At 67.9% G+C, this 11,462-nt stretch carries 9 protein-coding genes; 6 read left to right on the top strand and 3 right to left on the bottom strand.

Translation table 11 applies throughout. The annotated features are described in order from the left end of the window. Positions 1 to 387: 387 nt before the first annotated feature. The 3 genes from A9975_RS14880 to A9975_RS14870 form a co-directional block, all read right to left on the bottom strand. The gene (locus A9975_RS14880; RefSeq protein ID WP_183033463.1) at positions 388 to 1,074 is read right to left on the bottom strand and encodes a histidine phosphatase family protein; all 687 of its coding nucleotides are present in this window, start codon (positions 1,072 to 1,074) and stop codon (positions 388 to 390) included. A 227-nt stretch (positions 1,075 to 1,301) separates the two neighbouring features. Continuing rightward, on the bottom strand, positions 1,302 to 2,300 hold the full coding sequence (locus A9975_RS14875; RefSeq protein ID WP_183033462.1) for a tripartite tricarboxylate transporter substrate binding protein: 999 nt from the start codon (positions 2,298 to 2,300) through the stop codon (positions 1,302 to 1,304). A gap of 124 nt (positions 2,301 to 2,424) precedes the next feature. After that, positions 2,425 to 3,117 (bottom strand): TetR/AcrR family transcriptional regulator, encoded by a 693-nt coding sequence (locus A9975_RS14870; RefSeq protein WP_183033461.1) that lies wholly within the window; start codon positions 3,115 to 3,117, stop codon positions 2,425 to 2,427. Between the two features lie 156 nt (positions 3,118 to 3,273). On the opposite strand from A9975_RS14870, the gene A9975_RS14865 reads away from it, so the two are divergent. The 6 genes from A9975_RS14865 (at position 3,274) to A9975_RS14840 (ending at position 11,150) form a co-directional block, all read left to right on the top strand. Further along, positions 3,274 to 4,080: an IclR family transcriptional regulator gene (locus tag A9975_RS14865; RefSeq protein ID WP_150985276.1), complete on the top strand. Its 807-nt coding sequence runs from the start codon at positions 3,274 to 3,276 to the stop codon at positions 4,078 to 4,080. A gap of 113 nt (positions 4,081 to 4,193) precedes the next feature. After that, positions 4,194 to 6,350 carry an acetate--CoA ligase family protein gene (locus tag A9975_RS14860; RefSeq protein ID WP_183033460.1) on the top strand — a complete coding sequence of 719 codons (2,157 nt, stop codon included), beginning with the start codon at positions 4,194 to 4,196 and terminating at the stop codon, positions 6,348 to 6,350. Between the two features lie 98 nt (positions 6,351 to 6,448). Then, complete coding sequence (locus A9975_RS14855) at positions 6,449 to 7,459, top strand: tripartite tricarboxylate transporter substrate binding protein (protein ID WP_255503236.1); 1,011 nt, start codon at positions 6,449 to 6,451, stop codon at positions 7,457 to 7,459. Positions 7,460 to 7,485: 26 nt separating this feature from the next. After that, the gene (locus A9975_RS14850; protein WP_183033466.1) at positions 7,486 to 8,781 is read left to right on the top strand and encodes a DUF1254 domain-containing protein; all 1,296 of its coding nucleotides are present in this window, start codon (positions 7,486 to 7,488) and stop codon (positions 8,779 to 8,781) included. A gap of 24 nt (positions 8,782 to 8,805) precedes the next feature. After that, on the top strand, positions 8,806 to 10,155 hold the full coding sequence (locus A9975_RS14845; RefSeq protein WP_255503235.1) for a DUF1254 domain-containing protein: 1,350 nt from the start codon (positions 8,806 to 8,808) through the stop codon (positions 10,153 to 10,155). After that, complete coding sequence (locus tag A9975_RS14840; RefSeq protein ID WP_183033458.1) at positions 10,152 to 11,150, top strand: tripartite tricarboxylate transporter substrate binding protein; 999 nt, start codon at positions 10,152 to 10,154, stop codon at positions 11,148 to 11,150. The genes A9975_RS14845 and A9975_RS14840 overlap by 4 nt, the downstream gene beginning before the upstream one ends. The last annotated feature ends 312 nt before the right edge of the window (positions 11,151 to 11,462 follow it).

The following is an 11,462-nucleotide window of genomic DNA, read 5'->3' as shown; positions in this document are numbered from 1 at the left end:
GTAGATGAACGAGATGGCAAGACAGGTTGGACCGCAAGAGCTGAACCCTGATCGGTCACTGGTGCTTCGAGCACGCTGAAGAGGAGAGGGCCGCTCTTGGCGAATTCCATCGGGGCCGCAGGCTTGGCCTGCACTAGGCCGGATATAAGTCTGCAACCAACCCTGATCAAGCATCGCGTAACGTTTACCTAGCAAACCGGGGCGCGTTCATATAAGTGACCGGCAGCCCCCGCAGGGGGATGTCGTATGGCCCTTGGGTGCAAAAACCAACACCGCAAAATAAAAGCGCAATCAAGCAACAAGAGCCCAATGTGCTGCCCTTGGGCCCAATGGCCAACGCCGCAGAAAAACCGACCAAAATCGCCAGCCAACCTCAGCCCGGCCCCCTCAAGCAAACGTAATCGCATCCCGCCGATCAACCCGATCCAAATGCGGCAAACTATTAAAACTAAGCAACCTCTGCATCCCGCGCCCAGAAATAATCTCGCAAAACGCCGTATTCCGAAACTGCAAATTCAACTCGATCGCAGTCTGCGCCGGCGCACCCAGCAAATCCGCGGTAGCCCGCCCGATCGCCCCGCCAGAACTGACAACCAACACCGCGTCCTCCCGCGAAGCTCCTTGCGTGGCATGCAACAAGCTATCGCGGATCCGCCCGCCAAACTCCGCCCATGATTCCGGCATGCCCACCAGCTGATCCAGCGTCCAGGCCTGATATGCCGCGCGGAATGTGCGCCAGTAGTCGTTGTAGTCAGCGTTCTGGTGCGCGCGATGATCCGCCCCACCGGTATGGCTGCGATACAGCGCTTCGCCATCGTATTCGTTAAGGCCGAGGTGGGTTTCGATGTTCGTCTGGACCGGCACATCGCTGGCCCCCATGCCGGCCAGGATCTCCAGCGCGGTGTCCTGCTGGCGCACTAGCGAGCCTGCAACTACCCGCTTGAACGTGACGCCGCGCTCGCGGAAGTACTCGCCCAGCCAGCGGGCCTGTTGTCGGCCGGTGTCGGAGAGGCAGTCGTAGTTGGCGGCGCCGAACGAGGCTTGACCGTGCCGTACCAGGAAGAGCGTTGCCATGCGTGATGTCGGCGCCGGTGGGCACCCGGGAAGCGGTAAAACGGGAATCGGCACGCGAACGCGGGGGCGCCGCGCGAGGTGCAGCCATTGTATGAGTGCCGGCCGCGGCGGCCAAGCTAAGCCGCGCCGGATTCATAGCGGTCATTGCCGCGCTGCATTATCCCGCTGCACTATCACGTTGCGCAGCGGCAGGGTCAGTCCAGCCTTAGTCCGGCCTCAGCCCGGCCTTAGTCCAGCGTGACGCCGGTGTCCGCGGTCAGCTTGAGCACGCCTGGCAGATAGGCCTTGTAGGCCGCCACGGCTTCTGCCGGCAGGTTGCCGATCGGCTCCGCGCCCATGTCCTCGATGCGCTGGCTGATCTCCGGCGTCTTGACCAGTGCGCTCACCTCGCGGCCCAGGCGCTCGACGATGTCGCTGGGCGTGCGTGCCGGGACCAGCAGCGTGATGGGGCCGGTCAGCTTGTACGGCTCGTCGGGATAGCCGGCTTCGGCAAAGGTCGGCACGTCGGGCAAGGCCTTGGCGCGCCGGGTGCCGGTGACGGCCAGCGCTCGCAGCTTGCCGCTGGCGAAGTGCTGCTTGAGCGAGGTCACCGAGCCAACCGTCATGTTGACCTGGCCGGCGAGCAGGTCGCTCACCATCGGGCCTTCGCCGCGATACGGCACGTGCAGGATATCGACGCCGTAGGTTTTATCCAGGTAGGCCTGGATGGTGTGCGGCTGCGTGCCCGGGCCCCAGGAGCCCATGCGCAGCTTGCCGGGTTCCTTCTTGGCATAAGCGATCAGTTCCGCCACGGTCTTCACCGGCAGCGTGGCGTTGACGGCTAGCACCGTGCGCGCCATGGCGATGTCGGACACCTGGCGCAGGTCCGTGCGCGGGTCGTAGGGCAGTTTCTTGTAGAGGGCGAGATTGGCGGTGATGGGACCGGGGATGGTCAGCAGCAGTGTGTAGCCATCGGGCGCCGACTTGGCCACATAGTCGGTGCCGATGATGCCGCCGGCGCCGCCTTTGTTCTCCACCACCACGGTTTGTCCCAGCCGTTTGCCCAGGCCCTCGGCCAGCGTGCGCGAGAGCGTGTCGGTGAGGCCGCCGGCCGGGTAGGGCACGATCAGGTGCAAGGGCTTGGCGGGATAGCTGGCTTGCGCCTGGGCTGCCAGCGGCAGCAGTGCCGCGCAGGCGCAGGCCAGCAGGACGGCCGCCTTCCCGCAGAACGGGCTGCGAATTGTCATGTCTTGTCTCCTCGGGGTTCTATAGGATCCGGCGCGCGCTCCGAGCAAAATGCGCGCGCCGATATCGGGTCAGGCTTTGAGACGGGAAAGAGCGCGCGGGACCGCGCGTTGTGGCGCTACGGCGTCAGGCCGGCAGCGCCAGGTAGCTGGCTACCAGCCGGGTCATCTCGCCGGGCAGCCGTTCGTCGTCGAGCGGCAGCGGGCCGGCGTCGTTGAGGATGGCATTGACCACGATGCTGAACACGGCTTGCATGGCAAAGCGCACGCGCATCTCCGCCTGCTCCGGCGGCACCGCCATGCGCGGCACCAGCAGCGCCACCATGCGTTCCACCACGTCTTGCCCGCTTTCGCGATGCGGCAGCCACTCTTCCGGGCGGACGGAGGCGTGCTTGAGCGATGCCTTGATCACGCCGCGGTTGGCATGGCAGCCGAGCACCACGTAGCGCATGATTTTTTCCAGCATCACATCGGTGGGCACGTCTTCCCAGCGTTCCACGCGCAGGTAGCGCGCCACGGAATCGCCGGTTTCCTGCATCACCAGCGCGCGCAGGGATTCGAAGAACGCCTGCTTGTCGCGGAAGCGGCCGTAGAAAGCCCCGACCGACACTTCGCAGGCTGAGGCGATCTGGGCAACCGACACCGCCGAAAAATCCCGCTGCGCGAGCAGCTCGCGGCCGGCGTCCAGCAGGGCCTGCTCGGTCTCGCGCGCACGGCGCTGGCGCGGTGGCTGCAGGATCGACGGGGTCGCTACGGTAGGGAATGCGGAAGTCCCCTTGGACGGCTTGGCGGGGGACGCAGCAGAGGACGAGAGGGCCATGTTAATTCCGTATGCGAATTCTGATTCGGTTTTGTGAACCATATGGTTACCACGGCGTTTCGTCAAGAAACGGTCTACATTTCCAATATGTGGAAATACATTCCGTTCTTTGACACAGAAAATGACGCCGCCCACACTGCGGTGCAAGGAGACAAGATGAACACGTCGGTCGAACAGTTCATAGCCGAGCGCAGGAAAGAGGACCCGTCCTTCGGTGGCTTGCTGGCCAAGGGCTTTGCCTTGCTGCGCTGCTTTATCGACGAGCCGCGTCCGCTTGGCAACGGCGAGCTCGCCGAGCGCCTGCAGATGCCACGCGCCACGGTGTCGCGCATCTGCCGCACGCTGTTCGAGCTGGGCTACCTGGATTGGGACCCCAAGCTCGACAAGTATTTCGTCGGCGCCCAGGTGCTGGCCCTGGGTTATCCCTACCTGGCCGGGCTGCCGGTGCGTCATGTGGCACGCCCGCTGATGCAGGCGCTGGCGGATCGTATCGAAGGCGCCGTATCGATGGGCGTGGCACATCGGCTGGACGTGACCTACCTGCAGAGCTGCACGCATCACGAGGGCACCGCGGCGCGCCCCGGTGTGGGCGCGGTGCGCTCGGTGCTGAGCACGGCGATGGGCCGTGCCTTCCTGTGCACGCTTTCCAAGAGCGAGTTCGAGCAACTGATGCAGGCCGCGCGCCACGAGCGCGCCGAGGAGTACGCCGCCTGCTACGACACCATTTGCCACAACGTGGCGCATTACCCCAAGCGCGGCTTTGCCATCAATGAAGGCGACGCCGGCAGCGGCGTGCATGGCGTGGGCGTGTACTCGCGCATCGTCTACCTGAACCGCCCGCTGCTGTTCAACTGCGCGATCGCCGGCTCGCAAATGCGGCGCGGCATGCTGGAAAAGAAGATCGCGCCGCTGCTCATGGAGATGACCCGCACCATCGAATCCATGACGGGCCTGCGGCAATAGCCCGGCCGGCAGAGCAAGGCACACGAAGCTGCACGAACGCATACGAAGCCACACACAGCGCCGGCACAGGCGCAAACAAGACTAGCCATTCAAGGCCATCCGGAGACAACGCCATGCCCAATCTAGATTTCCTGCTGAAACCGCGTTCGGTCGCGGTAATCGGCGCGTCCACGCAGCCCGAGAAGGTGGGCGGCATGCCGATTCGCCTGCTGCGCGAGCTCGGCTACGCCGGGCGTATATTTCCCGTGCATCCCACCGCCGGCGAGATCCAGGGCTTGCCTGCTTACGCGACGCTGGCTGCCATTGGCCAGCCCGTCGACCTGGCCATCGTGGCGGTGCCGGCGGTGGCGACGGAATCCGTGATGGCGCAACTGGCGCGAAGCGGCACGCGCGCCGCGATCTTCTTTACCTCGGGCTTTGCCGAAGTGGGCGATGAGGGCCTGGCCATGCAAGTGGCGCTGGCCGAGAGCGCGCGCCGCCACGGCGTGGCCCTGCTCGGTCCCAATTGCCTGGGCGTGATGAATTTGCGCGAGCGCATGTTTGCCACCTTCTCGCCGATCCCGCTGACTGGCGTGCCGCCTGCGGGCGACGTGGGGCTGGTCAGCCAGAGCGGCGCGTTTGGCGCCTATGCCTTTGCACTGGCGCGCGAGGCCGGGCTGGGCTTGAGCCATTGGGTGACCACTGGCAACGAGGCCGGCCTGCAGGTGGCCGATGTGATCGAGTGGATGGCGCAGGACAAAGATACCCGCGTGATCCTGGCGTATATGGAAGGCTGCCGCGATGGCGCGCGCTTGCGCCAGGCGCTGGCTGCCGCGCGTGCCGCCGGCAAGCCGGTGGTGATCACCAAGGTGGGCACCACCGAGGCAGGCGCGCGTTCGGCGCAGTCGCACACGGCCAGCCTGGCAGGAGAAGACGCGGTGTACCAGGCGGTGTTCGACGAGTACGGCGTGCATCGCGCCCATACGCTCGAGGACTTCTTCCGCCTCGGCTACACGCTGTCGCGCGGGCGCCGGCCGGCGCGCTGGGACAGCCCGAGCGGGTTGATGGCCGACGCGGTGGCGCCGGTAGCCATCGTCACCGTGTCCGGCGGCGTTGGCATCATGATGGCCGATCGCGCCGAAGAGCTTGGCATGCCCATGCCGCCCATGCCCGCGGCCGCCGCCAAGGCGCTGCGCATGAGCATCCCCTTTGCCAGCACTGCCAACCCGATCGATGTGACGGGGCAGGTGGTGGCCCAGCCCGCCGTGCTGCTCGACGCGATGGCCGGCGTGGCCACCTGCGGCGAGTACGGCAGCGTGGTGGCCTTCCTCGCCGGTGGCGCCAACGCGCCGCGCTTGTGGGAAGAACTACAGCGCACCATCGCCGCGCTGCATGAGGACAAGCGCGCCGCGCCGTTGCTGCTTTCCGGCGTGGTCGACGACGACAAGCGGGCGTGGCTGGAAGCGCATGGCTGCCTGGTGTTCCGCGAACCTGCCCACGCCATCGAGGCCGTGGCCGCGCTGGCCCGCGCGGCAGCATGGGAAGCCGCCGCGAGCACGCCAGTTGCCGAGGCCGCGGCGCCGGTCGCCGCGCTCCTGTGCGATGTGCCGGACGATGCCAGGGCGCTGTCCGAGTTCGACGCCATGCGGCTGCTGGCGGACGCCGGCGTGCCAGTGGCCGCGCACGGACTCGCGCGTGACGCCGATGAAGCCGTGGCGCTGGCGCAGCGCATCGGCTACCCGGTGGCGGTAAAGCTGTGCTCGGCACAGGTGCTGCACAAGAGCGACGTAGGCGGCGTGGCGCTCAACCTGACGGACGACGCCGCGGTGCGCAAGGCCTTTGCCGCGATGCAGGCGGCGCTGGCCCGGGCCGGCGCCAGCCTGCCTTTCGAGGGCGTGCTGGTGGCCCGCATGGTGCGCGGCTGGGGCGAGCTGATGGTGGGCGTGCGGCGCGATCCGGTGTTCGGGCTGGTGGTGCTGGCCGGCATCGGCGGCACCGCCGTGGAGATCTTCCGGCAAATGGCCTTCGGCCTGGCGCCGTTGTCGCCAGAGCGCGCCCGCGCCATGCTCGAGCGGAGCCGCGCGGCGGTACTGTTCGCCGGCCATCGCGGCAACCCGGTGCTGCCGCTGGCGCAGGCAGCCGACTTGCTGGTGCGCGTGTCGAAGGTGGCCGCGGCGCTGGGGCCACGGCTCGACACACTGGAGATCAACCCGTTCATCATCGGCGCCGATGGCGCGGTGGCGGCGGACGCCGTGATCACCTTGCTGCCGGCGGGCGGACCGGGGGCATGACCGCGATGGCGTAGCAAGGAAGCTTGACCCCACCGCGCCACCCGATACCGGCACAGACCGGACGCGCGGATGGGCAACAACAACTGGAGACAACCATCATGCATTTACAAGCTGCAAGGACCGCGCGCGCGCCGGCGGCGGGCGCTCTCGCCGTCGTGATGCTGACGGCGCTGGCCGCCACACCGGCGCACGCCGCACCACCGCAAGCCACGAAATATCCTGACAAGCCGATCCGCCTGGTGGTGCCCTTTCCGCCGGGCGGCGGCACCGACGTCATCGGGCGGCTGGTGGCCGCCAAGCTGTCGACCGCGCTGGGCGGCACCGTGCTGGTGGAAAACGTGGCGGGCGCCACCGGCACCATTGGCTCGGCCCAGGTGGCGCGCGCCGCGCCGGACGGCTACACGCTGTTGCTCGGCATCTCCGCCACGCATGCCATCGCGCCGGCGATCTTCCCCCGTCTGCCCTACGATCCCGTGCGCGATTTCGTGCCGGTGGGCCGGCTGGCCTACGGCGGCAACGTGCTGGTGGCAGGTCCGGCGTTCACGGGCAAGGACCTGCCGGCGCTGATCGCAGCCGCCAAGCGTCCAGGCGCTGACCTCACCTATGGTTCCTGGGGCCCCGGCTCCGGTGGCCACCTGGCCGGCGAGAGCCTCAACGTCAGCAGCGGCATCCATCTGCGCCACATTCCCTACAAGGGCGTGAGCCCGATGCTGACCGATGTGATGGGCGGCACGCTGCCGGTGGCCATGTCCGACCTGGCCGGCACCTTGCCGTTGATCCGCAGTGGCAAGGTCCGGGCGCTGGCGGTGACCGGCTCGGAGCGCTCGGTGGCGCTGCCCGATGTGCCCACCTTCGCCGAGTCCGGCGTGCCGTTGCGCATCGACAGCTGGTACGCGTTGTTCGCGCCGGCCCGCACGCCGGCCCCCATCCTCGATCGCCTTGAGCGCGCGGTCGACGCCATCATGGCCGAACCCGCCATGCAGGCGCAGGCCGCCACGCTGGGCATGCGCTTCACCCCGCAGCCGCGCGCCGTCTTTGCCGCCCAGATGCAGGACGACGTCCGCGCCTGGGCCGCCCTTGTCAAGTCGAGCGGCGCCGCCCTCGAATAACCCGCCAGGAGCCAACGCACATGAACATGAACCCTCCCGCCGCCACGCACGCCAGCCCCCAGCAGGCGCTGGTCGCCGGCGCAGCACTGCCACTGGTGATCTATGGCTATGCGCTCATCGAGACGCTGCGCACCTGCCGCCTGCAGACCTCGGTTTGCGCCGCCACCGGCTATGGCCGCGCGCCGATGAACACGTTGTCCGCCAGCGAGCGCCAGTGGACGCATGAGGACCGCGACATCGTCACCCCGGCCAACGACCTGCTGTACTTCTGCGGCTGGGTCAACCTGGCCGATGGCCCGGTGACGCTACGCATTCCGCCGCTGCCCGACGCGGGCCGCTACTACGTGATCGAGCTGCTCGACGTGCACACCAACAACTTCGAGAACCTGGGGCCACGCAATGTCGCTGCCGAAGGCGGCGAGATCGAGCTGGTCGGTCCGGGCCAGAAGGCCAGCGGCGCGCATGCGGTGTCATGCCCGAGCTCGCTGGTCTGGCTGCTCGGCCGCGTACTGGTGCAGGGGCCGGATGACCTGCCGGTGGCGCGTGCCTTTGAGCAGGGCTTCGCGCTGACCCGCACGCCAGGCGCGGCGCGTCCGCGCTGCGTGGACCAGTGGCAAGACAGCGGCCGGCCGGCGCTGGACTTCTTCCATAACCTCTTCAACGCGCTGCGCGAGTTCCCGCCGGCGGCCGAAGAACTGGGCATCCTGACGCTGTTGCGCAAGGCCGGCATCCGGCTGGAAGACGAGACCGATTTCGCGGCACTGCGCCCGGCCATCGTGGCCGGGCTGGAAAGCGCCTACGCGCAAGGCATGGCGGTGATCGAGGCCCATACCCGCAGCCAGGGCCGCAAGAGCTGGGGCTACAGCCTGAAGCTGGGCATGTACGGCGACGACTGGCTGCAGCGTGCCTGCACCGCGATGAAGGGCCTGGGCGCCCTGCGCGCGGACGAGGCGATCTACGCGATGGCCGATTTCGATGCCGACGGCGCGCCGCTCGATGGCCGTCGCCGCTACGAGCTGCGCTTCGCGCCCGGCATGCTGCCGCCCGCGCAAGCGTTCTGGTCGGTGTCGCTGTACGGCGAGGATCGTTACTTCAGCGCCAACGAGATCGGCCGCTACGCCGTGGGCGACCGTACGCCGGGCTTGCGCATGGAGGCCGATGGCAGCCTGGTGATTCCCATCTCGCACGCGCGAGCGCAGCAGCAGGAGAACTGGCTGCCCGCGCCTGCCGGCTCGTTCTACCTGATCCTGCGGCTCTACCATCCCGCGCCATCTTTCCTGCAAGGCCAGTACACCATCCCGGCCGTGCGCCGCATCGATTGAGTCAACCAAGTTATGGAAGCCACCATGCACCAGACCATATCCGGCGTGCCCGCCGCGCCCGCCCTCGACGCCATCCGTTACACGCTACCCCTTTACGAAATGGCGCGCATGCGCGCCGCCACCTGCCCGCGCCGCAACAGCGCCGGTGAGTTTGCCGCGCAGCAGCCCGATGCCCCGGTGCGCTGGATCAATCATTTCATTCACACGCGCCAGCTGCTTGGCCCGCAGCATCGCCAGGTGGTCACGCCCAATAACGACACGCTCTACAGCAACGCGTGGCTGGACCTGTCGCAAGGGCCGCTGCTGCTGGACGTGCCCGACAGCCTGGGCCGCTACTATGTGCTCGGCCTGCTCGATTTCTATACCAATCCCTTTGGCTATATCGGCACCCGCACCACGGGCAACGGGCGTGGCCGCTTCCTGCTGCATGGCCCGCACTGGCAGGGCGACGTGCCGGCGGGCGCCACCGCCATCGCTTGCCCCACGGATGCGGTGTGGCTGCTCGGCCGCGTGCTGGTGGATGGCGAAGCCGACCTCCCGGCCGTGCACGCGCTGCAGGACCAGTTCCGCCTGAGCACGCTGGCCGGGGCGGGCGCCGCGCGGGCCTTCGATGTGCGCATGCAGCCTGGCGAGCATCTGGGCGATCCGCGCCGCTATGCCGAGGTGGTCAACCAGGCGTTGAGCGAGAACCCGCCGCCGCCGGCTGAGGCAGCGCTGGTGGCAGGCTTTGCGCCTTTTGGCATTGGCGCGGATTGCGATGCGGCCGCGCTTGGCGACGATGCGCTTGCCCGCCTGGGCGACGCCATTCAGGCCGTGCTTGCCGAACTGGCGACGCCGCTGCCGTCCGACCTCGGCGGCGGCTGGACCCTGCCGGTGGAAATCCGCGAATCGTTCGGCACGCGTTTCGCCGAGCGCGCGCTGGTGGCGCGCAACTATATCGGCGCGCTCGGCGTGCAAGAGGCGATGTACGTGATGGCCGACCGCGACGGCGAAGGCGCGCCGCTCGATGGCCGCGTCGGCTACGAACTGGTCTTCCCGGCCGATGCGCTGCCGCAGGTGGGCGCGTTCTGGTCGCTCACCATGTATGACAAGGCCGACTGCATGCTGGTCGATAACGCGCTGGGGCGCTACTCGCTAGGCGACCGCTCGCCGAGCCTGCGCTACGCGCCGGACGGCAGCCTGCGGCTGCGCCTGTCGGCCACGCCGCCGGCCGACCCGGCGCACGAAGGCAACTGGCTGCCCGCGCCCGCAGGCCCGTTCTACGTGACGCTGCGGCTCTACGTGCCCCAGCCCGCGCATCTCGACAAGACCTTTGTCTATCCGCCGATCCGCCCGCTGGCGGGTGCTGCCGCTTCGGTCAAGGAGCTGTCATGACACTGAATTCGCACAAGCGCAGGCTGGTGCTGCGCGTGGCCGGCAACGCCGCGCTGCTGGCCGCGGGCTGCGGTGCGCTGGCGCCGGCGCAGGCCGAGGAATTTCCGTCGCATCCGGTGCGCCTGGTATCGCCCTACGGCCCGGGCGGCTCCAACGACATCTCGGCGCGCTTGCTCAGCGAGGGGCTCAGCCGCAAGTACAAGCAGCAGTTCGTGGTGGAGAACAAGCCCGGCGCCGGCACGCGCGTGGCCAACGAGCAGATCGCGCGCGCCACGCCGGACGGCTACACCCTGTTGTGGGCGGCGGCGCCGTTTGCTATTAACGCGGCGGCAGGGCTTTCCCAGCATTACGACATCCACAAGGACTTCGTGGCAGTAGGACCACGCGTGCTCGGGCCGATATTCCTGATCGTCAACGCCGATTCGCCGGTGCGCACGGTGGCGCATTTCGTGCGCATGGCGCGTGATAAGAAGGACGGCGTGACTTTCGCCTCGCCGGGCATCGGCTCGGGGCCGCACCTGACCGCCGAGCTCTTCGCCGCCCAGGCGAAATTCAAGGGCCTCAACGTGCATTACCGCGGCGACTCCACGGCCTACACCGAGTTGCTTGCGGGGCGGGTCGACGCTACCTTGACCGCCATCACCACCGCGCTGCCATTTATCAAGGCCGGCAAGCTGCGCGTGATCGCGGTGTCCGCCGAGCAGCGCACGCCGGTGTATCCGGACGCGCCCACGTTCGGCGAACAAGGCTATCCCGGCGTGGTGGGTTACGGCTGGTTCGGGCTGATGGCGCCGGCGGGCACGCCGCCGGCCATCGTGCAGCAGCTCAACCGGGACGCCAACGCGGTGCTGGCCGATGCGCAGACGCGCAGCAAGCTGATCGGACTCGGGCTGCAGCCGGAGGCGGGCGACAGTGCATCGTTCGCGCGCTTCGTCGATGCCGAGGTGGCCAAGTGGGGGCCGTTGATCAAGTCGGCGGGGATCAAGCTGGAATAGGGGGCACACGGGGGCACACGGCGGGGCACGGGTGGGAACACATGTAGCCATGTCCCCTATGTTGTATCCAGCATACGTTTACCGCCCTCGGCAATATGTGCTTCAAACTGCTCTGCGCCGAGGGTTTGCACGGCCAACCCGCGCGGCAGCTTGGCGCCCGGGGGCAGCGACGGCCCCGCGGGTTAGGCAACCGGCACTCCGCTGGCGCATGCGCCGCTGTTCAAGGACGGGCAATTGCCCTATCGTGACGACCTTCCCCGCCAACTCTGTGCGCGGCGATTTCACCGTCTTGTCCCGTCTTGCCGCGGATTG

Origin of the sequence: Cupriavidus sp. UME77 (genome assembly GCF_014170355.1) — a bacterium.
In the GTDB taxonomy this organism is placed as follows: Bacteria; Pseudomonadota; Gammaproteobacteria; order Burkholderiales; family Burkholderiaceae; genus Cupriavidus; species Cupriavidus basilensis.
Note: the sequence above shows the minus strand (reverse complement) of the source record. Positions and strands in the feature narration are given on the sequence as shown.

Bases quoted from the DNA above. Each gene is read 5' to 3' on its own strand.
- A9975_RS14875 (WP_183033462.1), bottom strand. From the start codon at position 2,300: ATGACAATTCGCAGCCCGTTCTGCGGGAAGGCGGCCGTCCTGCTGGCC.
- A9975_RS14850 (WP_183033466.1), top strand. From the start codon at position 7,486: ATGAACCCTCCCGCCGCCACGCACGCCAGCCCCCAGCAGGCGCTGGTC.
- A9975_RS14860 (WP_183033460.1), top strand. From the start codon at position 4,194: ATGCCCAATCTAGATTTCCTGCTGAAACCGCGTTCGGTCGCGGTAATC.
- A9975_RS14845 (WP_255503235.1), top strand. From the start codon at position 8,806: ATGCACCAGACCATATCCGGCGTGCCCGCCGCGCCCGCCCTCGACGCC.
- A9975_RS14880 (WP_183033463.1), bottom strand. From the start codon at position 1,074: ATGGCAACGCTCTTCCTGGTACGGCACGGTCAAGCCTCGTTCGGCGCC.
- A9975_RS14840 (WP_183033458.1), top strand. From the start codon at position 10,152: ATGACACTGAATTCGCACAAGCGCAGGCTGGTGCTGCGCGTGGCCGGC.
- A9975_RS14865 (WP_150985276.1), top strand. From the start codon at position 3,274: ATGAACACGTCGGTCGAACAGTTCATAGCCGAGCGCAGGAAAGAGGAC.
- A9975_RS14855 (WP_255503236.1), top strand. From the start codon at position 6,449: ATGCATTTACAAGCTGCAAGGACCGCGCGCGCGCCGGCGGCGGGCGCT.
- A9975_RS14870 (WP_183033461.1), bottom strand. From the start codon at position 3,117: ATGGCCCTCTCGTCCTCTGCTGCGTCCCCCGCCAAGCCGTCCAAGGGG.